The 23,656-nt window shown below is 45.9% G+C and carries 14 protein-coding genes and 4 pseudogenes; 11 read left to right on the top strand and 7 right to left on the bottom strand.

Features of this window, described 5'->3' with window-relative positions; translation table 11 throughout:
- Nucleotides 1-195: 195 nt before the first annotated feature.
- Nucleotides 196-2,379, top strand: coding sequence for a glycosyl hydrolase 115 family protein (locus H9625_RS14525; RefSeq protein ID WP_225226451.1), 2,184 nt, complete (start codon nt 196-198; stop codon nt 2,377-2,379).
- 94 nt (nt 2,380-2,473) lie between these two features.
- On the top strand, nt 2,474-3,121 hold the full coding sequence (locus H9625_RS14520) for a DUF1847 domain-containing protein (protein ID WP_087395503.1): 648 nt from the start codon (nt 2,474-2,476) through the stop codon (nt 3,119-3,121).
- 68 nt (nt 3,122-3,189) lie between these two features.
- Here H9625_RS14520 and H9625_RS14515 read toward each other — a convergent pair.
- From H9625_RS14515 to miaB, 3 genes and pseudogenes are all read right to left on the bottom strand, one after another.
- A pseudogene (locus H9625_RS14515) lies at nt 3,190-4,620 on the bottom strand (protein-disulfide reductase DsbD family protein); the annotation flags it as partial.
- A gap of 122 nt (nt 4,621-4,742) precedes the next feature.
- A pseudogene (locus H9625_RS18075) lies at nt 4,743-5,199 on the bottom strand (protein-disulfide reductase DsbD domain-containing protein); the annotation flags it as partial.
- Between the two features lie 71 nt (nt 5,200-5,270).
- Nucleotides 5,271-6,644: a tRNA (N6-isopentenyl adenosine(37)-C2)-methylthiotransferase MiaB gene (gene miaB, locus H9625_RS14510; RefSeq protein WP_087248970.1), complete on the bottom strand. Its 1,374-nt coding sequence runs from the start codon at nt 6,642-6,644 to the stop codon at nt 5,271-5,273.
- Nucleotides 6,645-6,960: 316 nt separating this feature from the next.
- Here miaB and H9625_RS14505 point away from each other — a divergent pair, with 316 nt between their 5' ends.
- The 3 genes from H9625_RS14505 (at nt 6,961) to H9625_RS14495 (ending at nt 10,961) form a co-directional block, all read left to right on the top strand.
- On the top strand, nt 6,961-7,287 hold the full coding sequence (locus H9625_RS14505; RefSeq protein ID WP_087210608.1) for a hypothetical protein: 327 nt from the start codon (nt 6,961-6,963) through the stop codon (nt 7,285-7,287).
- 25 nt (nt 7,288-7,312) lie between these two features.
- On the top strand, nt 7,313-8,809 hold the full coding sequence (locus H9625_RS14500; protein ID WP_087406579.1) for an acetyl-CoA hydrolase/transferase family protein: 1,497 nt from the start codon (nt 7,313-7,315) through the stop codon (nt 8,807-8,809).
- Between the two features lie 121 nt (nt 8,810-8,930).
- Nucleotides 8,931-10,961 (top strand): glycoside hydrolase family 65 protein, encoded by a 2,031-nt coding sequence (locus tag H9625_RS14495; RefSeq protein WP_191765032.1) that lies wholly within the window; start codon nt 8,931-8,933, stop codon nt 10,959-10,961.
- A 33-nt stretch (nt 10,962-10,994) separates the two neighbouring features.
- On the opposite strand, the gene H9625_RS14490 is transcribed toward H9625_RS14495, so the two are convergent.
- From H9625_RS14490 to H9625_RS14475, 4 genes are all read right to left on the bottom strand, one after another.
- The gene (locus tag H9625_RS14490; RefSeq protein WP_225226450.1) at nt 10,995-11,981 is read right to left on the bottom strand and encodes a DUF3089 domain-containing protein; all 987 of its coding nucleotides are present in this window, start codon (nt 11,979-11,981) and stop codon (nt 10,995-10,997) included.
- The gene (dusB, locus tag H9625_RS14485; protein ID WP_191765030.1) at nt 11,974-12,990 is read right to left on the bottom strand and encodes a tRNA dihydrouridine synthase DusB; all 1,017 of its coding nucleotides are present in this window, start codon (nt 12,988-12,990) and stop codon (nt 11,974-11,976) included. Before dusB ends, H9625_RS14490 begins: the two co-directional genes overlap by 8 nt.
- Nucleotides 12,991-13,124: 134 nt before the next feature.
- Complete coding sequence (locus tag H9625_RS14480; RefSeq protein ID WP_087210613.1) at nt 13,125-14,759, bottom strand: RagB/SusD family nutrient uptake outer membrane protein; 1,635 nt, start codon at nt 14,757-14,759, stop codon at nt 13,125-13,127.
- 16 nt (nt 14,760-14,775) lie between these two features.
- On the bottom strand, nt 14,776-17,877 hold the full coding sequence (locus H9625_RS14475) for a SusC/RagA family TonB-linked outer membrane protein (protein ID WP_191765028.1): 3,102 nt from the start codon (nt 17,875-17,877) through the stop codon (nt 14,776-14,778).
- A gap of 270 nt (nt 17,878-18,147) precedes the next feature.
- Here H9625_RS14475 and H9625_RS14470 point away from each other — a divergent pair, with 270 nt between their 5' ends.
- From H9625_RS14470 to H9625_RS14445, 6 genes and pseudogenes are all read left to right on the top strand, one after another.
- Nucleotides 18,148-19,410 (top strand): peptidase U32 family protein, encoded by a 1,263-nt coding sequence (locus tag H9625_RS14470; protein WP_022039131.1) that lies wholly within the window; start codon nt 18,148-18,150, stop codon nt 19,408-19,410.
- 528 nt (nt 19,411-19,938) lie between these two features.
- Entirely contained in the window at nt 19,939-20,673 is a 735-nt protein-coding gene (locus H9625_RS14465; protein ID WP_143270415.1) for a hypothetical protein, read from the top strand.
- Nucleotides 20,674-20,684: 11 nt separating this feature from the next.
- A pseudogene (locus H9625_RS14460) lies at nt 20,685-21,449 on the top strand (RHS repeat domain-containing protein); the annotation flags it as partial.
- A gap of 672 nt (nt 21,450-22,121) precedes the next feature.
- Nucleotides 22,122-22,541: a hypothetical protein gene (locus H9625_RS14455; RefSeq protein ID WP_191765025.1), complete on the top strand. Its 420-nt coding sequence runs from the start codon at nt 22,122-22,124 to the stop codon at nt 22,539-22,541.
- A 108-nt stretch (nt 22,542-22,649) separates the two neighbouring features.
- Nucleotides 22,650-23,201, top strand: a pseudogene (locus H9625_RS14450) (RHS repeat-associated core domain-containing protein); the annotation flags it as partial.
- Nucleotides 23,202-23,257: 56 nt separating this feature from the next.
- The gene (locus tag H9625_RS14445; RefSeq protein ID WP_191765023.1) at nt 23,258-23,533 is read left to right on the top strand and encodes a hypothetical protein; all 276 of its coding nucleotides are present in this window, start codon (nt 23,258-23,260) and stop codon (nt 23,531-23,533) included.
- Nucleotides 23,534-23,656 lie beyond the last annotated feature (123 nt).

Genomic DNA, 23,656 nt, shown 5'->3' with positions numbered 1-23,656 from the left:
ATAAGGGAGAAGCGCACAAAACTGTTCATGGCTAACTCCCGTCAAGGCACGGAAACTTTTGCTGTTGTCTTTATGGTTGTGGTAATTCATGTTGCAAAGGTACGCGTATGCGCGATATATAACAAATCTAAATTACATAAACTCTAATATCTTATTAAGACCGTTGAGAATCCTGTTAAAGGCATAAAACGGGCTTTGATAATTGCTGGATGCGACCGTCGCGGAACGGCATACGGGACGTTTGCTTTATCAGAAGCCATCGGTGTATCTCCTCTTTATTGGTGGGCGGATGTGCCGGTTAAGAAAAAGAATGCTTTATATCTTCAAAAAACAGATTATGTTTCTAAGGCTCCTAGTGTTAAATACCGGGGCTTCTTTATCAACGATGAAGGGTGGGGTATTACACCGTGGGCTTCGAAGACATTCGATAAGGAACTAGGAGACATCGGTCCGAAAACGTATGCGAAAGTCTGTGAACTGATTCTTCGTATGAAAGGAAATATGCTGGCTCCAGCCATGCATCCCAGTTCGGGATCATTTAACAAATATCCTGAAAACAAATTGGTGGCAGACAGTTTTGCCATTGTCATGACTTCTTCGCATTGCGAACCCTTGCTTTTCAACAATGTGACAGAATGGGACGAGAAAACAATGGGTGAATGGAATTATGTAACCAATAAAGACGGCATCAATAAGGTACTTGATAAACGTATCTCGGAGAATGCTCCTTATGAGAATTTCTATACCCTTGCCATGCGAGGCATTCACGATGCCGGATTGGTGGGAGTGCCTAAGGAACGTGAGGTAAGTTTGATAGAAGAAGTGTTGGCAGATCAACGGAACATTTTGTCGAGATATATTCCGCATCCGATTGACTCCATTCCGCAACAGTTCGTTCCTTATAAAGAAGTGCTGGACATTTACGAACGTGGTTTGAAGGTACCCGATGACGTGACTTTGGTATGGGTAGACGATAATTACGGTTATATGAAACGCTTGAGTAATCCGCAAGAGCAACAACGTAGCGGAAGGGCAGGCGTTTATTACCATACTTCTTATCTGGGTGCTCCGCACGATTATCTTTGGGTATGCACCATTCCTCCTGTGTTGATGTACGAAGAATTGAAGAAGGCTTACGATACGGGTGCCGACCGTTACTGGCTGCTGAACGTAGGCGACATCAAGCCGGCGGAACTTGCTATCAAGACGTTTTTCGATATGGCATGGGATATAGACAAATATGATATCCATTCCATCAATGAACACCAGTCGGCGTTTATGGCGAAGTTGTTCGGAGAGGAGTACAAGCCTCGTTTCCAGCGGATGCTGGATGAATATTATCGGTTGGCATGGAGCCGTAAGCCGGAATTCATGGGATGGGAACGTGAATGGGATGAGCCGGAATACACAGAATTGGCTTCTACCGACTATTCGTTCCAAAATTATAATGACGCGCTCCGTCGCTTGGACGATTACCAACGTTTGTCGGACGAAGCGTTGCATTTGTATCATGAGCTTCCGGAGGCTTCTCGTCCGGCATTCTTCGGACTGATAGGTTATCAGGCTTTGGCTTCATATCAGATGAACCGAAATTTCTTGATGGCGCAATTAAATCGTGAATTGCTTGCCGAAGGCAAGGTTGAGCAAGCTAATTGGGCGGCAAGCCAATCGCAATTGGCATACGACAGCATCGCTTCGTTGAACCACCGGTATAATACGCAATTGGATGGGAAATGGAATTACATGATGACGCTGGCACCGGGATGGGTGGCTAAGTATCAGCATATGCCGGAAGTAACTTATACGAAAGGAAAAGGGGAAATGCCTGTGGACTTGTCTCTCCGTCTTGAACAAGATGTGTTGGAGCGTTGTACGCTGGTAGACTTGACACGCTATCAGGTCAAGTCGGCTTCCGGTCATACGTTGCGTTTGGTAAAAGGATTGGGTTACGACTGGAACATCATTCAGTTAGGAGAGGCGACAGAAGCTTTGGCCGATCCCACTTCTCCTTCGGCTCCTCAGATTGAGTATGCATTGCCACAGATAGATGCCGATTCGGTAACCGTACATGTTTATTCGTTGCCGGTATTCCCTATATATAAAGGTAGAGGGACGCGCTTTGGTGTGTCTGTAGACGGACATCCGGTGCAAGTGACGAATAACATACCTAAAGAATACTCTAAATCTTGGAAAGACAATGTGTTACAAAATGGAGTAAAAGCTACGTTTTCTTTCCCGATAGACCCTAGGCGTAAATCACACACTTTGACTTTAAGTTGTGGTGACCCCGGTGTGATGATACAGCGTATCATTGTAGACTGGGGCGGACTGAAGGAAACATACGTCGGGCCGGATATTCGTTTATTGAAAAGCAAATAAGAGAATAGAAAATCGGAGATCATCTTTAACTTCTGATTAGCCTAAGTAAGTAAAAAGCATTATTGTTGTGTAACAAAACATTTTTTCGAAAGTTATGAGTGAGGAAGAAAACAGGCACGATTGGAGTTGTGTGGATTGTGGTACACAGAATTGTAAGTATAAAGACCGTACATATCCCGATTTTTGCCTGACAACCAGTCTGGACACAGAAGATGATGCCTGGGCAATGAATAAGTATGAAGAAGGGAGGAATCATGACATTATGGTGGCAAGTGCTGAGGTGGAATACGAAGGTTATTGCCAGTGGACGCGAGTGCAGGAGATTATGGAGTTTGCCCGGAAGATAGGAGCACACAAGATAGGTATTGCCAACTGCATAGGATTGATTAACGAGGCACGCATTTTTGCGCGTATATTGCGTGTTAATGGTTTCGAACCTTATTCGGTTATTTGTAAGGTGGCAGGAAAGGCAAAAACTTCGGTGGGTATACCGGAAGAATGCGAACGCATTGGCAGTGCGATGTGTAATCCTATTCTGCAGGCAAGGTTGCTTAATCGGGCACAAACCGACTTGAATGTAGTCATCGGTCTTTGTGTAGGTCATGACAGCTTGTTTTACAAATATTCGGATGCGTATGTCACTACGCTTGTAACCAAAGACCGGGTGACTGGAAATAATCCTGTTGCGGCACTTTATACTGCACAATCCTATTACAGGAAAAAGTTTGGTCTGGATAAATGAGGCATGGTGTCCTGATAAGAAGACGCCTGTTGTTGATGAAACCTACATCAAACAACAGGCGTCTGTTTTTATTTCTTGTAGTTCTTCAGTCCTGTCTGAAGGAAATCAATGTATTTCGCTACGTCTTCATCGTATGAATAAGACTTGTTGAGCGGATTGCCTTCATTGTCTAACAAGACATAGAATGGCTGGGCATTGGCACCAAACTTAGACCGTTGCAGGTAACTCCACTTATCACCTACAGTACGAAGCGTGCGTTCCTTGCCGTTTTCCATTACCTTGATAGGTTCGGGCAACTTGGTCTTTTCGTCTACATAGAGTGTAATCAGCACGTAATCTTCGGTAAGAAGCTTACTTACTTGCGGGTCTGTCCATACTGCAAGTTCCATCTTACGGCAGTTCACACATCCGTATCCCGTGAAGTCTATCATTACCGGTTTGCCTTGTTGGCGTGCATATTCCATGCCGGCATCGAAATCCATGAATTTGGCGTGTACTTCATTCTTGTAAAGATTGAAGTCTTGCGTCTGCATGGGAGGTGCAAAGGCACTTACAGCTTTTAAGGGTGCTCCCCATAGTCCTGGTATCATATAGACAGCAAAGGCGAGAGATATAAGCGCAAGGAAAAAACGACCTACACCTACTTTGTTGCTATCATCATCGTGCGGGAACTTGATTTTACCCAACAGGTACATGCCCAGCAGTCCGAAGATGACAATCCACAGGGCAAGGAAAGTCTCGCGGTCCAGCAGGCGCCAACCGTATGCCAAGTCTGCCACCGAAAGGAACTTGAGGGCAAAAGCCAGTTCGAGGAAGCCCAAGACTACCTTGATAACGTTCATCCAGCCTCCCGACTTCGGCATCGACTTGAGCCACGAGGGGAACATCGCAAAGAGTGTAAACGGCAAGGCAAGCGCTATGGCAAAGCCCAACATGCCCAATGCCGGGGCGATAATACTGCCCGTAGTAGATACCTCTACCAACAGGAATCCAATAATCGGTCCGGTGCAAGAGAAGGATACCAGCGACAAGGTAAATGCCATCAGGAAAATGCTAAGCAAACCTGTTGTGGATTCTGCTTTGCTGTCAACCGCATTGCTCCACTTCGAAGGCAAGGTGATTTCGAACGCGCCGAAGAACGAAGCGGCAAATACCACCAGCATCAGGAAGAAGAAAATATTGAAGATGGCATTGGTCGATAAGGCATTCAGTGCACTTGCGCCGAATATCAATGTAATGGCAAGCCCTAATGCCACGTAAATTACTACAATAGACGCACCGTATGTCCACGCGTCGCGGATGCCTTTTTTCTTGTCTTTCGAGCGTTTCAGGAAGAAGCTGACCGTCATCGGAATGATAGGCCATACACAGGGAGTGAACAAGGCGAGCAGCCCGCCGATGAATCCGGCGAAGAAGATGTATACCCACGAATGCGTATCCTGTTGCTGGGTCTCGCCGAACTCGGATAATTCCTTAATAACCGGCTTCCAGTAGTCTGTCGTTCCTTTCAGCTGTGCAGAAGGAGCTGGAACATCGGCTGATGCTACTGAAGTTGTATCGGCAGGAGCAGACGAGACAGGTACTACGTCGCTCTTTACCGGTGCGTTTGCCGAAGGTGCATCAAGTTTTCCACTGTATGAGAAGTCAACAGCGGTAGGAGGCAGGCAGTTTTCATCGTTGCAGGCTCCGTATTCCAAGTAACCTTTTACAGTATAGTCACCTCCTGTAAGTCTCACCTTTTGAGTAAACTTTGCCGTTCCTTCAAAATAACGCACTTGCATGTTGAATATCGGGTCAATCTGCTCTATTTCTCCATTACCAGGAATGAGTTTGCCCACCAGTTCTGCTCCAACTATTTCGTCTACATTAAATGTCGCAGAAGTGGGTCCTCCTTCTTCAAGGTTGGTAGAATATACATGCCAGCCGGCATCGATTGTACCTGTAAAGACAATTTCGGCTTCTGTGGCCGAAAGATTTTTCCATTCAGCTTTGAACTGTACCGGGTCTTGCATTTGGGCAAATATCGGCAAACAGCACAAAAGGGCAAACATCCAACTGAGTGTCATTCTTTTTTTCATTGTTCGTTTGGTTTATTTTTAGTTAGGTTCTTATTTATATTACTTTATTAAATGTAGTGTTCTGCTTTTTCTCAAACCACTTCTATTCCTTTGAGTGTAGCCGAACTTGAGTCGGTAATACGGACTTTTACGAAATCTCCTATCCGATGCATGCCACGGTCGAACACTACGACTTTGTTCTGTTCCGTCCGTCCGAACAATTGCTCTTTCGAACGTTTGGAAACTCCTTCTACCAATACTTCGAATGTCTTGCCTACGTCTTTCGCATTGCTTTCTGCCGAAAGTTGGTTCTGAAGTTCTATCAGCTCATTCAGCCGGCGGATTTTTACCTCTTCGGGTACATCATCGGGCAAATGTTTCGAGGCATATGTGCCGGGACGTTCCGAATACTTGAACATAAAAGCAGAATCGTAGGCACATTCGCGCATCAGCGAAAGGCTCATCTGGTGATCTTCTTCCGTTTCCGAATGAAAACCGGAGAAAATGTCAGTACTCAGTCCGCAATCTGGAATGATGCGTCGGATGGCTGCTACCCGTTCCAAATACCATTCACGGGTATATTTCCGGTTCATCAGTTTCAGAATACGTGAACTGCCGCTCTGCACAGGAAGATGGATATGTTTGCACACATTGGGCACTTCGGCTATTACGTGAAGTGTCTCGTCGCTCATATCCTTGGGATGTGATGTGGTAAAACGGACACGCATATCAGGTATCGCCTCTGCCACTGTGCGCAATAGTATTGGAAAAGTAATAACGCTGCCGTCTTCCTGCTCGAAACGGTACGAGTTTACGTTTTGTCCCAATAAGGTCACTTCCTTATAACCTTTCTGTCGAAGGTCATTCACTTCATTCAGGATGCTTGCCACATCACGGCTCCGCTCACGTCCGCGGGTATAAGGAACAATGCAGTAATGACAGAAGTTATTGCATCCGCGCATAATCGATACGTATCCTGAGATGCGGTTGCCACAAATGCGTGAAGGTATCACATCGCGATATGTCTCGGTAGTAGAAAGTTCCACATTGATGGCTTTCTCTCCTGCTTCTACCGAAGCAATCAGGTCAGGCAAAGCGAGGTAAGCGTCTGGTCCTGCCACTAAATCGACGTGGTGATTAGTTATCAAGTCTTCTTTCACCCGTTCAGCCATACAGCCCAACACACCTACAATAAGGTGTTTACGCTTCTTCCGCAAGGCATGGAAAAATTCCAGCCGGTTTAGGATTTTCTGTTCGGCATTGTCGCGGATGGAACATGTGTTCATAAACACAGCATCGGCTTCATCCAGTGTGTCGCAAGGCGTGTATCCGGCCATCTGCATAATGGAAGCCACCACTTCGCTATCGGCTACGTTCATCTGGCATCCGTAGGTCTCGATAAACAGTTTTTTTGTTTCTTTTCCGGTCGCGGATTTAAAGTCCGTTCCCGCAATCTGGTTTGTCATACGATTAATTATTTATATTATAGATTCTAAGCACGGCGGGAATGGATGACAAAATTATCTGCCATTCGCCATGTATTATTAATTATTAACAAATTCAAAGTCATCAAGACAGATTGAAATACACAAAAACAGAACCTTTGTTACCCATTTCCCGCATTTCTGCCCACCTGTGACTCACTTTCCTATCATAATACATACCCAAAACGGGTGCAAAGATAATAATTCTATTCCGTATCGCACAATAAGCAAACAGTTCTTATGATTCTTCGGTGAAAAATTACTATCTTTGGCAAAATCCTTTTTTAATAATACGAATATGTCGAATTTCCTTATCATACTTGCCATTATTGCCATTGCCATTTATAAGCAAGCGACAAAGGAACCTAAGAAACGGCCGTCCAAACAACCGAAAACGACGGTTCCATTTCCTATAGAATCTGTAGAGGAAGCAGAAAATGTTGTAGAGAAAGTACAACCGGCACAGCTCATTAAGCCGGCACGTCGTGTCTCAAAACCACGGAATACACCACCTCCTGTTTCGTCAGACTTTTCTTGCCAGCCCCGGTCTGGCATTCGGTTCCGTACTCCTTCGGAAGCACGGAAAGCATTCATTTATTCGGAGATATTCAAACGGAAATACTAATACATATTTTTAATACCTGAACACTATGAACTACAACAGAATGACGGCGGCAGAAGCTGCCAGCCTGATACAAAACGGTGAAATCATAGCTCTTAGCGGCTTTACTCCGGCAGGAAGTCCCAAAGCCGTTACGGCCGAACTCGCTAAACAAGCCGAAGAAAAACATGCGCGGGGTGAAGAGTTCCGCATTGGAATCATCACAGGAGCCTCAACAGGCGACTCGTGTGATGGGGTATTGACACGGGCACATGCTATCAAGTTCCGTGCCCCTTATACCACCAACACCGATTTCCGCAAAGCGGTGAACAATGGAGAAATCAATTACACCGACATTCATCTTTCGCAAGTGGCTCAACGCTTACGGTCCGGTTTTTTGGGACATGTCACTACTGCCATTGTGGAAGCTTGTGAATTGACTGATGACGGACGTATTTACCTTACTGCCGGCGTAGGCATTACACCTACCATCGCCCGTCTTGCCGACCGGGTCATTATTGAACTGAACGCTGCACACAGTAAACGCATCATTGGTATGCATGACTTGTACGAAATGGAGCGTCCTCCCTACCGTCGTCCGATTCCCATCGTACGTCCCAGTGACCGTATCGGACTTCCTTACATTCAGGTAGATCCTCAAAAAATCGTGGGAGTGGTAGAAGTAGACATTCCCGACGAAGCACGCGGATTCAGTGCCCCCGATCCGGTAACGGATAAAATCGGGCAAAACGTTGCCGATTTCCTTTCGGCAGATATGAAACGGGGCATTATTCCTTCTACGTTTCTGCCTTTGCAATCGGGGGTAGGCAACATAGCCAATGCTGTATTGAGCGCCTTAGGCCGTGATTCGAGTATTCCTCCTTTCGAAATGTATACTGAAGTTATCCAGAATTCAGTCATTACCCTTATTAAAGAGGGACGTATCAAGTTCGGAAGTACCTGTTCGCTCAGTGTAACAAATGATTGCCTGGAAGACATTTACGAAAACATGGACTTCTTTGCCCACAAGCTGGTGCTTCGTCCGTCCGAGATATCCAACTGTCCCGAAGTAATCCGCCGCATCGGAGTCATCTCGATGAATACCGCCATCGAAGCCGACATCTACGGTAACGTGAACTCTACCCACATTTGCGGCACGAAGATGATGAACGGTATCGGTGGCTCAGGCGATTTCACCCGCAGTGCTTACATTTCCATATTCTCATGTCCTTCTACTGCTAAGGGCGGGTGTATCAGCTCTATTGTGCCCATGGTATCGCATCTTGACCACAGCGAACATTCGGTTAATGTCATCATTACCGAACAGGGTATTGCCGATTTGCGTGGAAAAAGCCCGATGGAGCGTGCACAGGCCGTCATTGAAAACTGTGCACACCCCGATTACAAACAACTTCTATGGGATTACCTGAAGATTTCTACCAAAGGACAGACTTGTCATAGTCTTTCTGCTGCTCTGGGTATGCACCAGATATTCTTGAAGAAAGGCGACATGCGGCTTACCGATTGGAGCGAATTTGATTCTTGAACATATACCAATGAATAAAAAGACACGGAGACACAGGAAAATGTAACGTGAAAAAACAGTGCGTCTTCGTGTCTTTTTGTTTTCAATCATTTTGTTGTAATAACTTCAGTTGCTAAATATTATGAATCTACGTTGGTTAGGTATAGCTTTGTCGTGTATATTCAGCTGGAATATAATGAAAGCAAGTGTAGAAAACGATGCCTTGTGGCAGGTACGGGCTACAGATTTGCATGCTCCGTATGCTTCGGCTCCGATGGCAAGCGGATGTATTGGCATTTTGCCGGATAAAGAACCTTTCCGCATAGGGCAGGTAGTGCTGAATCATGTGTTTGATGCAGCTGCTCCAGGTGTAGTAAGCCGGGTGATGAAAGGAATCAATCCTTTTGGAATACAGATGAAAATAGATGGCATGATAATAGATACTACCTGTATTAAGGCTTGGGAGCAGACGGTAGATATGCGCCAGGCAGTGCACCGCACAACATTTGAGGCAGGACGGAAAGTGCAAGTAGTGTCTGAATTACGTGCTTTGCGAAACCTTCCATACGCTGGATTGGTATCGGTGCAGGTGAAAGCACTGACGGATGTAGTGCTGGAGATACGGAACGGTATGAATGTGCCCGATGATTATGCTGCAGATACCGTACGCTATCGCGAACTGGATGCCGATGGTACACGCTTGTATCTGTTGGAGGCAGAAGCTGTTTCTGCAAGAAAGTACAGGCAGGTAGCAGCGGCATCGACTTTTATGTTCGACGGTGCTGAACACTGGAAACCTTCGTTTGATAAAGCAACCGGCGAGCTGCTTTTTATGTTGTCTCTGAAAAAAGGTGAAACACTTTCGTTCTCGTTGGTAGGCAGTATTTGTTCGTCACGAGACTTTACTGATCCTTATAATGAAGCCGAACGCCAGGTGGTATACGCTGTTCACGAAGGAAAGACGCAATTGATACAGGCACATGAACGGTTATGGAATACCTTGTGGCAAAGCGATATTCGTATCGAAGGAGATGATGATGCCCAGCGGTTGGTACGTTTCGCCTTGTTCAATTTATATGCATCCTGCCGTGCCGGAAGCCGGTTGAGTATTCCACCGATGGGACTTTCTTCGCAAGGTTACAATGGACATATCTTTTGGGATACTGAACTTTGGATGTATCCTCCGATGCTTTTGCTGCAACCCGATATGGCACGGTCGATGCTTGATTATCGTGTAGACCGAAAAGAGCCTGCACGCCGGAAAGCAATGGCATACGGATATAAGGGAACAATGTATCCGTGGGAAAGCGACGATACGGGCGAAGAAGCCACACCGACATTTGCCCTGACCGGAGCATTCGAACATCATATTACAGCAGATGTGGGCATTGCTTGCTGGAATTATTATTGTGTGACCCGTGATTCTGTTTGGCTGAAGCGTGAAGGTTTTCCGTTGCTGAAAGAGATAGCAGAGTTTTGGGTAAGTCGTTCGGTATGTAATGCCGACGGTTCCTATTCGATTGTCGGGGTAACTGGAGCAGACGAATATGCCAATGGTGTAACCGATAATGCCTTTACCAACGCTTCCGCCTCGTTGGTATTAGACTATGCTTCCCGTGCCGGATGGGTATGTGGTGAGCAAGTACCTTCTGTATGGGGTAAGGTGAGCCGTGGTTTGCGTATCTTGCAGTTTGAAGATGGAGTTACGCGTGAACATGCCACGTATCAAGGTGAAACCATCAAACAGGCAGATGTCAACCTGCTGGCTTACCCGTTGGGAAAAATCACCGATGTCAGGCAGCAGCAAAAAGACCTTGCCTATTATGCTGAACGCATTGACCAGCGCGATGGTCCAATGATGTCGTATGCCGTTTTTTGTGTACAATATGCACGAATGGGCAATGCGGCAAAAGCCTATGAAATGTTCTGCCGTTGTTATCAGCCTAACTGGCGTCCTCCTTTCGGGGTACTGTCTGAAACACCTTCAAGCAACAACCCTTATTTCATGACTGGAGCAGGAGGCTTGCTTCAAGCCGTGCTGAATGGATTTTGTGGGCTTCAAGTAACCGAAGAAGGCATTATACAGTTGCCTTCGGTTTTGCCTTTGCACTGGAAAAAGGTTACGGTGACAGGAGTAGGGGTGGAAAAGAAAGTCTATGTGCGGGAGCAGTAAAAGGGTATTCATCTCTTTTCATAGGGAAATGCATTACTGTGCCTGACGGAATGCCCGGATGCGTTGCAATACGTTCTTGCGCAGGTCTTCGTTATAAAGGTTGAACTCTTGCACGTGCAGGTTTCCTTTAGGCAACAGGGCTGCTACGCTGGGGATGAAATACTGCTCTTCATCGATGCCCGTCACGATAAGTGTATGAATCGTAGTGTCTTGCGCGACGGTAAATCCTTGGTAAGAGGTAGCTGGGGTAGCATCGGTGCGCCAGTTGACAGGATTGATGCACACTACATTGTCTCGGAACAAAGGCGATACGGCATCGGGACGGGTTACGCTATTGAATCCGATGAGCACGCCCGTATCTATGGAGTCTTGTGCAGGGCGCAAGGTAGGATAACCGGCAAGCTCTTCCGGTGTCACGGTATAGCCGATAGCGTAAGTGGCGATGAGCTTCCGGCTGATGTCGGGTGTCATTTCCCGTTTCAGGAGTTCGATAATCGCCTTGGCTCCTTGGCTGTGTCCCGCAAGGATGAACGGTTTCCCTTGGTTGTCGTGCTCCATATAATAATGGAAAGCGTCCGCCACGTCTTGATAAGCCAGCTTGAAACGCTCTTCGATGAGTGCCGTGTCCAAGGTGAGCCAGCTGTCCATCGAAATCTGGCGGTAATAAGGAGAGAAGAAGTTGCAGCTATCTGCCAATACGCTTTTAGCCAATTGGATGGAAGGGTCTGTCAAGGCACGTTGTTCCGCGCTGAAGATGTCCATGTGGTGCCGGGTTTGCCCCAACGAGTCGGTATAGTCCCAAATGCAGGTCGGGACTACATAAAACAGGTCTACGTCTTTTCCCGTAGCGTCTTGCTTATTCTCGAACCAGCATCGGTTGTCCGAATAGTCTATTGTGTCGCTTGCGGGGGCGGATGAGTCTTTCTCGCAAGAAACCAGCGCAAGGAGCAGACAGGCGATGCCCGTCAGGTGAGATAATAGTTGTAAGCTTTTCTTGTAAGTTGTTTTCATGTTATTCATGTCCATAGGTCTGTTGCAGGTTCGCTTGTTCTTCCAATATTGTTTCGATATGGTCCAGTATCGCATAAAGCTCCACTTGGGTTTCGGCACGGAGCATGGCGATACGGGTTTCGCGGAAATTGGGAATACCTTTAAATAAAGGAGAAGCTGCCAGGTGACGGCGTACGTGGAGGATGCCCCGGCGCTCGTCGAGCAGGTTGATGCTGTCTTGTACCTCACGGCGTAATACGTCCAGCTTCCAGCGGAAAGAAAGTGGAGGAAGTTTTTCGCCCGTTTCCAGATAATGCTTCACTTCCTTGAATATCCACGGGCGTCCGAAACTGGCACGGCCTATCATAATGGCATCCACACCGTAGCGGTCGAAACATTCTTTGGCACGTTGGGGAGTAGTGATGTCACCGTTCCCGATGATAGGAATGCGCATACGCGGATTATTTTTTACCTCACCTATCAGGGTCCAGTCGGCTTCGCCGGTGTACATCTGTGCACGGGTACGCCCGTGTATGGTCAATGCCTCGATGCCGCAATCCTGCAACTGTTCGGCAAGTTCTACGATGACTTTGTGGTTCTCGTCCCATCCCAGGCGGGTTTTTACCGTAACAGGAATCTGCACCGCATTCACTACGGCACGGGTTATCTCCAGCATTTTGGGGATATTCTGAAGCATGCCTGCCCCTGCCCCTTTACCAGCCACCCGCTTTACCGGGCAACCGAAGTTTAAGTCGAGGATGTCGGGGTGAGCCTGTTCAACGATGCGTGCCGCTTCTACCATTGTATCGGTATCCTTGCCATATATTTGGATGGCTACGGGGCGTTCGGCGGCACTGATGTTGAGTTTCGTCATCGTCTTGTCTACCGAACGTATCAAGGCATCGCTCGATACAAATTCGGTATATACCATATCGGCACCAAACTCTTTGCAGAGCAGGCGGAATGCGGGGTCGGTCACGTCTTCCATAGGAGCCAGCACTACGGGTCTCTCTCCTAAGTCGATGGTTCGTATCTTCATGGGGTAAAGTTTCATTAGGATGGTTTTCGTTTGCAAAAGTAGTAAAATAAAAAGAGATGCTCCGTATGAAGCATCTCTTTTTATTTGTCTGGCTGGCATTGAAGAGTATTTATGCCTTCCTTCCGTTTGCCAGATTATCTGTAAATATCCAGTTTCGGATGGTCGTTGTACAGATTCAGGTTTTGCAGCTCTTCCTGTTCAGTGATACGGAACAAGTAGTACTTGCTGTTCGGAACAAAATCTGTTCCGTCGGGAAGCTTCACGGTAGAGTGTCCTTGCAGGATAACGCAATATTTGCTTTGGTAAGCCTCGTCTTTATCATCGGCAAAGATGACATCTCCGGTTTCGGTTACGATAGGTGTCTTGTCGGTTACGCTTCCGTCTTCATGTTCGTTATAAGTACATTCTACGAAGTGTTGCCATGCCTTACGCTCTACCGGTTGCTGGTTGCGGATGATATCAGTCAGTGCAAATCCTTCCCCCCACAATTCCTTGCGGCGTTCCAGCCAGATTTCTTTCAGGAGGTCATCACCTGTAGCTGTAATTTCGGCTGCGGTATAGCCCGGTTTCATACGTGCGTCGCGCAGTTCTTTCAACAGGCTTTGTGCCTCACTGGTTTTTCCCGGCAGGTGTGCTGCAGCTTCTGCCTTGATAAGGTACATTTCGGCTACACGCATCATCACAATGTCGGCAAGCATATTGTCGACATCGGCGAATTTGAACTTCGAACTCAGCATGGTCCATTCACCGTATCCGGCATTGGGCCCCCAAAAGAACATTCCTTTACGGTAATCATTATCATCAAACAGTTCTTTGAAATAAGGGTCTACATTCAGGCAAGAGTAACCGCTTCCTGGTGTCGTGCTATCTTTGAAATGAAAGTTATAGGCGGGAAGGTTGTCGTCAATAGTACATGAGTAACCCCACATCCATTCCTGGTTTAAGGCATTGTTGAATCCGCTCTTGTATTCCGTTTCATTCATCAGGTAACGGTTTTTCAGGTTCATGGCCTCATCGGCATAATTGTAGGCTTCCTGCCATTCGCGGGCGTACAGGCTAGTACGTGCCAGCAAGCCTGCTACTACTGTATGGTCTATTTTATACTGGTCGGTCGCGTTACTTCCACGGTTATAATCCGTCGGAATCAAATCATATCCGGCTTTCAGGTCGGCAAGTGCCTGCGCATATACTTCCGATACGCTGGATGCGGGTTTCCCGGTTACTGCCATATCGTAGCTGGTAGGCTCGGTGTAGATGGGTACACATACGGCATTAGGGTCTTTGTCGATAGCGAAAGAATAGTGGCTTGCCAACAGCATGTAAAGGAAACCACGTGTAGCGTAAGCCTGTCCCTTGATACGGTCTTTCTCTGTTTGTTCGCCTTCGATGTTATCAATGTTTGCCAATACGGCATTGCAGTTGTTGATGGGGTCGTATACCATGTCCCACATCACGTCATTGATTTCGCCGCGTCCATAGCCGTTTGTCAGGTTATAGCTGGATGAATATCCGTAACTGGTGGTACGCACTACGTCCGAACCGGCAAAGTCATCGTTCATCATGATGGCACCATAGCCGATGGAAGCATACGTTGAACCGCTATTGAAAATATAGTTCCATACGCCACGCATCACACGGTCGGCATTTTCTGTGTTTTTGTAAACGGCATCTGCATCGAGTGAAGTCGTGGGAGCCGTATCCAGGTCGCAGGCTGTAAAGGTGCAGGCAGCCAGTGCCCCAAAGCATATAGTCTTAAAATTCAGTTTCATAGTTTAAAAGTGTTTTTTAAAGTGTTACATTAATACCGAAAGAGAATGTCTTCATTGCCGGATAACGGTATGAAACCATACCATTAATAGGCTGTTCGGGGTCAAGTCCCTGCTGGTGGCAGAAAGTCAGCAGGTTTTCGCCCTGCAGGAAGATGCTTGCCTGCTTGATAGTGGCATAGTGCAGCCATTTCTCTGGCAGGTTATACGATAATGTAACGGTTTTCAGGCGCAAGAACGAACGGTTTACCAACCAGCGGCTGGAACTGCTGGTGAAGTAGCTGGTCTGGTCGTACGACAGACGCGGGATGTCAGTATAGCGGTTTTCAGGTGTCCACCGGTTGAGCATATCCTTGCTTAAGGTAGAACCGTTTCCTCCCGATACGCTGATCATGCTTTTGTAGTCGTTGTTATACAGCTTGCCGCCGATAGCGTATGAGAACAACATCGAGAGTGAAAGGTCTCTCCAGGTCAGGTCTGACTGGAAACCACCGCTTACTTTCGGCAACGAACTGCCCATCTTCACCTTGTCGTCCGAAGTCAGGCTGGAATAGTCTTCGGTGATTTTCCGGCTTCCGTCGGTATCGGTATAATACCATTGCGGATTACCGTTTTCCGGATTCACACCTGCCCATTCATACAACCAGAAGTCGTACAGCGAGCCACCTTTCACCCATTTCTTGGTGCTTTGCCACATCACGTCAGTAGGCAATTCAACGATTTCGTTCTTGTATGTCGTAGCGTTGACACTGAGTTTCCACGTCCAGTCTTTGGTCAGTACAGGCGTACCGTTAATGGTAAATTCCCAACCATAGTTTTTCAGTTTACCGATATTGGCATCGATGCTGGTAAATCCTCCCGATGGAACGAGGTCGCGTGCGAAGAGCAGATCTTTAGATGCACGTTGGAAAAATTCGATGGTTCCGTTGAGGCGGTTGCTCCAGAAACCGAAGTCAAGTCCCACGTTCAGGTTCAGATTGGTTTCCCAACTCAGTTCCGGTGTTTCCAGACGTGAAGCGTGCAAGGTAGATTCGCCGAATGAACTGCCTATTTCATACAGTGCCTTATAGGCATAATAACCCACATTGTCGTTACCCTGTGCACCGTAGCTGGCACGGAGGGTCAGGTTGGTCAACCAGTCGTTTGCAGCCTCTTCAAGGAATTTTTCACGTGAAATCTTCCACGAACCGCCAAACGACCAGAATGTTCCCCAGCGGTGGTCGGGGTGGAAACGTGACGAGCCGTCGGTACGTACCGATGCCGATACGAAATACTTGCTTTGGTACGAATATTCCGCACTGCCGAAGAAGCTCAACAATTTGTATTGGTCGCTGTTGCCATAGAAAGAACTCAGTGTAGAAGCTACATCGGGTTCGTAGTAACCGTCGGTAATGACACCGGTACGGGAACCTCCAAAATTGGACGTGTTGTATTCGTAATATTCCTGACCAGCCATCAGGCGTACGTCGTGATTTTCGTTGAACGTATGGTTCCAGTTGATGACATTATTATAAGTAAGTCCCGTTGTACGCACGTTTTCCTTCTCCACTCCACCGGTCAATGGTTCTTTGCCGTAAGTGGGATTGTCGTAAAAATGTGCGAAGCGGCTGTTGTAGTCGATGTTGAGCGACATTTTGTAGCTCAATCCTTCAAGGGGAGTGATTTGCAGATAACCGCGTATCGAAGCCGCATCGCGCTTGTATTCTTTTTTGTCGTACAACATGGATTGCGCGAAGTTATAACCGTTGTACGAACCTTTGCGGTAGTTTCCGTAATCGTAAATACGGTTGCCATTTTCATCCAGCAAATATTCGCCGGTGGTCAAGTCACGTTCATACACAGGATAAAACGACGGAATACTGCGGGCGGCCAGTACGATGTTTCCGATAGCCGTATCGTCTTGTTTCGGATAATCCTGAACAGAGTGGGTAGCCGATACGTTCAGTCCTACCTGCAACCATTTGCGCAAGTCGGTCGTGATATTGGTACGGAGGTTATAACGCTTGAAGCCCGAACAGATGTAAGCACCTTGGTCGTTCAGGTAGCCCAGCGAGAAATAATACTTGGTACGTTCGCTACCACCCGAGATGCTGGCACTGATATCAGTATAATGGGCATCCTGGCTTAAAGCATCTTCCCAACTGTCATCCCACAGCGGAGTAGCACCTGCCACGATTTTGCCATCCGTGCCTACCGGTTGGGGATATTGTGTGCCGTAAGGGTTGATACCCAAGCCACCTGTTGCCGTAGTGGCAAGAATAGAAGAAGCTGTCTGTGCAGCCGATTCAGCACTTTGACCGTTGTCCATATAGCTGTTGCGGAGTGCCTCCCATTGCAGCATGAAGTAGTCGTTCGTACTCAACTGGTCGTAGTCGCGTACGGCGCGACTCGAAAAACCATACTTGGCTGAAAGCTGGATGGTAGGAGCCGAACCGTTTTGTCCTTGCTTGGTAGTAATCATAATCACACCGTTGGCAGCACGTGAACCATACAGTGAAGCGGCGGCGGCATCCTTCAGTACAGTCACCGAAGCAATGTCTTGCGAAGAGATAGACGACAAGGCACCGTCGTAAGGCACGCCGTCCACTACGTACAGCGGTGTGGTGGTGGCATTGGCAGAACCTACGCCGCGAATGTAGATGCTGGCATCTTCACCCGGTTGTCCGCTGGTAGAGAACGATTGCAGACCAGCTACGGTTCCTTGCAATGCTTTCGACACGCTGGATACCTGTGAGGCGGCAATGATTTTCTTGTCGATTACACTTGCCGAACCGGTGAAGGTAGATTTTTTTGCAGTACCGTAGGGCACGGCGATAACCACCTCATCGATGGCAATACTGGATTCGTGCATTTCTATGTTAATGGTTTTCTGCCCATTTATAGGAACTTCCTGAGTTTCGTAGCCGATAAATGAAAATACCAATGTGTTTTGTGGTTCGGTCTGTAGCGAATAGTCGCCATCCATGGAGGTGATTGTACCGTTAGTACTTCCTTTTACCGCTACTGTCACGCCGGGCAAACCTTCGCCTCCGGCAGTGACTTTTCCCGAAACAGTGATGCGTTGCGCATACGTCGCTATGCAGAACAAAAGCATGCATAGCAGAGTTAGTGACCTGCTCATAAGTGTTTAATTGGTTGTTATGTGTTTATAGTTTACAGTTGGTTTCTCTCTCTCTTGTGGAGAAACATTGTTTATGGTTTATTGAATAGTTTTGTCTGTTTCCCAAAAAACGGGCGCAAAAATAGTAAATTCTTTGAATAAATGACATAGAAAAGTGAAAATATGCGCACATCGGGTTTCGTTTTTGGGTATTTATTCTATCATTATGCATAAAAGATACACAATGATTGCTGGAAAATCGCTACCTTTGCAGCCTAAATCAGAAGAAATATGGATTATTCGATAAAAGACTTTGAGATTATGGCACCGGTAGGTTCGCGCGAATCACTGGCGGCGGCTATTCATGCCGGAGCAGATTCCATCTATTTCGGTATCGAGAGTTTGAACATGCGGGCACGGTCGGCAAGCACATTTACCATTGACGACTTGCGCGAGATAGCACGCACGTGCGACGAGCACGGGGTAAAGAGTTACCTCACGGTGAATACCATCATTTACGATGAAGACCTGGAGCTGATGCGCCGGATTATCGATGCGGCAAAACAGGCAGGCATCAGTGCGGTGATTGCCGCCGATGTGGCGGTAATGGCGTATTGCAACCAAATCGGGCAGGAAGTGCACCTTTCTACCCAACTGAACATCAGCAATGTGGAGGCACTGCGCTTTTATGCCCAGTTTGCCGACGTGGTGGTGCTGGCACGTGAACTGAACCTGAAACAGGTGCGCAAGATATACGATGCCATCCATGAGCAGCACATCACCGGCCCGATGGGGCAACCCGTGCGTATCGAGATGTTCTGCCACGGAGCGTTGTGCATGGCGGTATCGGGCAAGTGTTACCTCAGCCTGAACGAACTGAACGCTTCCGCCAACCGCGGTGCCTGTATGCAGGTGTGCCGCCGCGCCTATATTGTAAAAGACAAGGAAAGCGACATCGAACTGGAAGTGGATAACCAGTACATCATGTCGCCCAAAGACCTGAAGACCATCCGCTTTATGGACGAAATGATAGAAGCGGGCGTGCGGGTGTTCAAAATAGAGGGACGTGCCCGCGGACCCGAGTATGTGAAGACGGTGGTAGAGTGCTATAAGGAAGCCATCCGGTCGTACTTGGACGGCACGTTTACCGAAGCGAAGAAAGACGCATGGGACGAACGCTTGAAGACGGTATTCAACCGCGGCTTTTGGAACGGTTATTACTTGGGGCAACGCTTGGGAGAGTGGAGCCGCAATTACGGTTCGGGCGCTACCGAACGCAAGGTGTACGCCGGACGGGGCATCAAGTATTTCTCCAACATCGGCGTGGCTGAGTTTCTGATAGAAGCGTCCGAAATCAAGGTAGGCGACAAGCTGCTGATAACGGGTCCTACTACGGGCGCGATGTTTGTCACCCTCGACGAAGCCCGTGTCGACCTGAAACCGGTGGACGTAGTGCCCAAAGGCGTGCACGTGTCGTTCAAGGTGCCCGGACGCATCCGCCCCAGTGACAAACTGTACCGGATGGTCCCGACCGAGGAGTTGAAAAGAAAATAAGCAGGAAGCAAGCAGGAATTGGGAAGTCAATTAGCAGCATGGTCCTTTACATCCCAGTCCTCTTAAAATCCTAAGATACCAGGACTGCAGTCCTAATATATATAGGACTGCAGTCCTGACGCTGTAAGACAGTAGTCCTATACTACTGGGACTGGACATGCAGTTTATTCTCTTCTCTCTTTTGACTGATTGTCTTATGTTGCGCAGCTCGTTATGCACTAAAATCAGCTTATAGCCTTGCACTCCGGTCTACGATTTTAATCAGGTTATAGAGTTCTGCCACCTCGTTGGTAAAAACGGGCGAAAAAATTGGGAGAAATTGGTAAAACAGAAGTCACTCGTACAGATCATGCTGGAACTCTTTATGAGACAGTAGGACCAACAACAACCGAATGGAAAGATCCAATTATCATAAAACCCGAAGAGAAAGATAAGCAATAATAGAATGTAGATAGAATAAGGAACAATGCTTTTGATTGTTGGTATTATAGAATCTTATTCGATACGATATTATAAACAAATTGCCGTATGAAAAAAATATTATGTGCATTCATATTAATAACTTTTGTGAATATAAGCTCACGAACAATTTTTGCGCAAAACCATTATATGGAAATAGATAGTCTACTCATTCATTATGTGGATTTTAATCTTATGACAATGGTTGATATTAGTTGTGACAATTTTGAATCAGCTTTGGTTTATAAAACAGTTGTACTTCGTGATTCAAGTTGCATTGCAGAATTGACAGATATTTTTTTGGGAAAAAAATGTAAAACGGAACAACCTATTGATGTTAGATGCAAGATTTATATGTTTACTCCACAAGGAATAAAGGTGATGTGTTTAGGGAAATATATTTTGTGTTATAATGGTAATTCTTATAAAATAAATACCCTATTCATTGATAAAGTGAAAGAACTTATTTTAAAAGGGGAAAAGGTCTTGAATGATACGATAATAACCCATACTCCTATTTTATTGATAAAGCAGGATGTTTTTTATAATTATGTTAGGCAAAGATGCTTACCTATTATGAAAAAAGAAAAGATAGATTCCTTAAAGATTATAGTTGATTTTTGTATTGATAGAAAAGGTCATACTGTAGATGTATCCATAAAAGGATGGAAAAATCAATTTGTTTCAAATTCATTACAAGATGAAATCACTCGTTTATTTCAAGAACATTTGAAATGGTCTGCGTCAGAAAATCGTTCTCACAAAGTTAGAAAAGTATTACCTTTAGTGCTAGTCTCTGATTAGTTGCTTATAGAAATTTTGTTCGTTTGAAAGAGACAAATGAGAATGCATCAACTGCTTACGGCTTGACTGACAATTGACTTGTATGTTAAATGTCAATCAAGTAATGAAAGTAGACAATGTCATTGGTACAGTAGCTCAACAACAACGGCTTCGAGTTCAAAGATGCCGTAAAGCAGGCGAATGAGTACACGTATGACAAAAACGGCAACCTGACGAAAGATTTGAACAAGAATATCACAGAGATTCAATATAATTGTTTAAATTTGCCAAGCAAGGTCACGTTCGGGAACGGGAATACGATAACTTATCTGTATGCAGCTGACGGCACAAAGCTGCGCACGGTGCATAAGACAGGAAGTACGACCACCACGACAGACTATTGCGGGAATGTGGTCTATGAAAACGGTACGCAGAAGCTATTGCTGACGGAAGAGGGCTATGTCACCTTGGCTGACAGCAAGTACCATTATTACCTGAAGGACCATCAAGGCAACAACCGTGTGGTCATTAACCAAAGTGGAACGGTCGAGGAAACGAACCATTATTATCCTTTCGGTGGAGTATTCGCGGCAACGAATAATGTGCAGCCGTACAAGTATAACGGTAAGGAGTTTGACACGAAGAACGGCCTGAACTGGTACGATTACGGTGCACGGCACTATGATGCGGCGTTGGGAAGGTGGCATGTTATTGACCCGATGGCTGAAAAATATTGTACTTTTACTCCTTATTCTTATTGTGTCAATAATCCTATTATGTATATAGACCCTGATGGCAGATTGGCAAATCCCATTTACGATCAAGAAGGAAACTTTTTAGGGACGGACAATAGAGGTTTGCAAGGAGACGCTATCATAATGGATTCGAAGTTCTTCCAACAAGGTATGGAACATGAACTTGCTGAAGGACTTGATTTAGGTCTTTCCAGCCTTGACGAAGGGACTCGTGGAATAGTTGAGGCAAGTGTTAGAAGTTTAGTGAACAGACCGGATTATGATGGCTTTGTGACGGTAAGCGAAGGCATTCAATGGGCTAAGAACCATCCGAATGCGTTGAATTATCCTACCCCTAATAATGCATTATATATCAATGCGGCTTTATTGGATTTTGGGGAACTTTCTGTTGACAAAATTGGCATTCCTAATATAGGGAAACCTGTACGAACTCAATTGTTTACTGTCCCAAATACATTAGAATCTATCTATAATGAAAGATTGAGGGCTACAGTATATGCTTTAAGAAGAGTAAATGTTACATTACAAAACCCTGTTTTGCGTACTATATCAGTAGTAAATGATGAAGCAACGTATTACGATTGGAATCAAGGAGATTCATTTGTCCGTAGATCTGCAATTTTTTTGGAACGGATGCGGACAGGATTAAATGACACTCATGGATTTAGGGCTTATTATTATGGCTATGGAGTTTTAAGAAAATAGAGTAGAAATATGAAAAAGTTTTTAGTGCTTGGTTTAGTTGTTTTGTGGATTGTTAGTTGTAAATGTCCTTTCCTTTGGATTGTGAATTTAGGGAATAATTTTGCATTGCTTCAATGGGATGATACAGATATTGTATATGACCGCAATGGAGACAAAGAATGTTTTTCAAGTTCGGAAAGTGTACAAGTTGTGCCATTTGAAGTTGTTGCCTATAATTTTAATGACCGTTGGATTATTGCTAAATCAGATTCAAAGGCGGGAGATAATTCCCAATACTGGATAATTGACAAGCAGTATAATTTTTCTCGTTTAGGTTATAGGGAAGAATTGCAACGTCAGACTACAGGTCCGCTTGATTCTATTAGTTTTTATAAGACAATAAAAACGTATGGCATTGATTTACAATTGAAATATTTAAGCAATAAGTAACAATTTGCTTGTTTCTAATAAAGACAGCCTTGATATTGTAATCAAATAATGATTCGATATTTAGGCTGTTTTTATTTTTTGTGTATCGTATCAATACTCCTACGACAAAATGGCAACCTGACAAAAGATTTGAACAAGGATGTTACAGGTATTCAATATAATTGTTTAAATTTGCCAAGCAAGGTCACGTTTAAGGACGGTAATACCATCACTTATTTATATGCTGCTGACGGCACAAAGCTACGCACGGTGCATAAAACAGGAAGTACGACCACCACGACTGACTATTGCGGCAATGTGGTCTATGAAAACGGCACGCAGAAATACCTGTTGACGGAAGAGGGCTATGTCACCTTGGCTGACAGCAAGTACCATTATTACTTGAAGGACCACCAAGGTAATAACCGTGTGGTCATCAGTTCCACGGGAACTGTTGAGGAGACGAATCATTATTATTCGTTCGGCGGGGTGTTCGCGGCAACGAACAATATGCAGCCTTATAAGTATAATGGTAAGGAGTTCGATAACAAGAACGGCTTGAACTGGTACGATTACGGTGCACGGCACTATGATGCGGCATTAGGAAGGTTTGTGAGTGTTGACCCGTTATCGGAGCAAGACTATGCGGTTTCTCCTTACACTTATTGTGGCAATAATCCATTCTCCGTATCGACAAGGACGGCAGGATTTGGGAAACGGTTTGGGATGTGGGCAATATGCTTTACGATGCAGGTGCAGCTGTAGCAGCCCATATTCGCGGTGACCATGCTTCCGCCCAAAGCCATTGGGTTGATTTGGGAATGGATGCCGCAGCGGCTATTGTTCCATTTGTTCCGGCAGGTGCAACTAAAGCTCTGAAGGCTGCGGATAAGAGTGTAGATGCAGTGAAAGCAGCCAAGCAGGTTGATAAGGTGACTGAAACGTCAAAAGGTGGAGCACGTTTTATAGGTGATGTAGATGGAAAGTTAATTGATTCAAGTTTCGCAAGTTAATAGATAACCTTCTTCTTGGGATATAAAAGAGGCACAGGGATTTCCGCATATCGCAGAAAATGAGTAATTTTATAGTTGCAAATCAAAACATTACTCAGCCCTATGCCCTTGCACAAAGTTACA

The organism is Phocaeicola intestinalis (genome assembly GCF_014837065.1).
Taxonomy (GTDB): domain Bacteria; phylum Bacteroidota; class Bacteroidia; order Bacteroidales; family Bacteroidaceae; genus Phocaeicola; species Phocaeicola intestinalis.
The sequence above is the reverse complement of the archived record's forward strand: the minus strand, read 5'-3'. Positions and strand labels throughout refer to the sequence as shown.

Bases quoted from the DNA above. Each gene is read 5' to 3' on its own strand.
- H9625_RS14520 (WP_087395503.1), top strand. From the start codon at position 2,474: ATGAGTGAGGAAGAAAACAGGCACGATTGGAGTTGTGTGGATTGTGGT.
- miaB (WP_087248970.1), bottom strand. From the start codon at position 6,644: ATGACAAACCAGATTGCGGGAACGGACTTTAAATCCGCGACCGGAAAA.
- H9625_RS14505 (WP_087210608.1), top strand. From the start codon at position 6,961: ATGTCGAATTTCCTTATCATACTTGCCATTATTGCCATTGCCATTTAT.
- H9625_RS14500 (WP_087406579.1), top strand. From the start codon at position 7,313: ATGAACTACAACAGAATGACGGCGGCAGAAGCTGCCAGCCTGATACAA.
- H9625_RS14495 (WP_191765032.1), top strand. From the start codon at position 8,931: ATGAATCTACGTTGGTTAGGTATAGCTTTGTCGTGTATATTCAGCTGG.
- H9625_RS14490 (WP_225226450.1), bottom strand. From the start codon at position 11,981: ATGAATAACATGAAAACAACTTACAAGAAAAGCTTACAACTATTATCT.
- dusB (WP_191765030.1), bottom strand. From the start codon at position 12,990: ATGAAGATACGAACCATCGACTTAGGAGAGAGACCCGTAGTGCTGGCT.
- H9625_RS14480 (WP_087210613.1), bottom strand. From the start codon at position 14,759: ATGAAACTGAATTTTAAGACTATATGCTTTGGGGCACTGGCTGCCTGC.
- H9625_RS14475 (WP_191765028.1), bottom strand. From the start codon at position 17,877: ATGAGCAGGTCACTAACTCTGCTATGCATGCTTTTGTTCTGCATAGCG.
- H9625_RS14470 (WP_022039131.1), top strand. From the start codon at position 18,148: ATGGATTATTCGATAAAAGACTTTGAGATTATGGCACCGGTAGGTTCG.
- H9625_RS14465 (WP_143270415.1), top strand. From the start codon at position 19,939: ATGAAAAAAATATTATGTGCATTCATATTAATAACTTTTGTGAATATA.
- H9625_RS14455 (WP_191765025.1), top strand. From the start codon at position 22,122: ATGAAAAAGTTTTTAGTGCTTGGTTTAGTTGTTTTGTGGATTGTTAGT.
- H9625_RS14445 (WP_191765023.1), top strand. From the start codon at position 23,258: ATGCTTTACGATGCAGGTGCAGCTGTAGCAGCCCATATTCGCGGTGAC.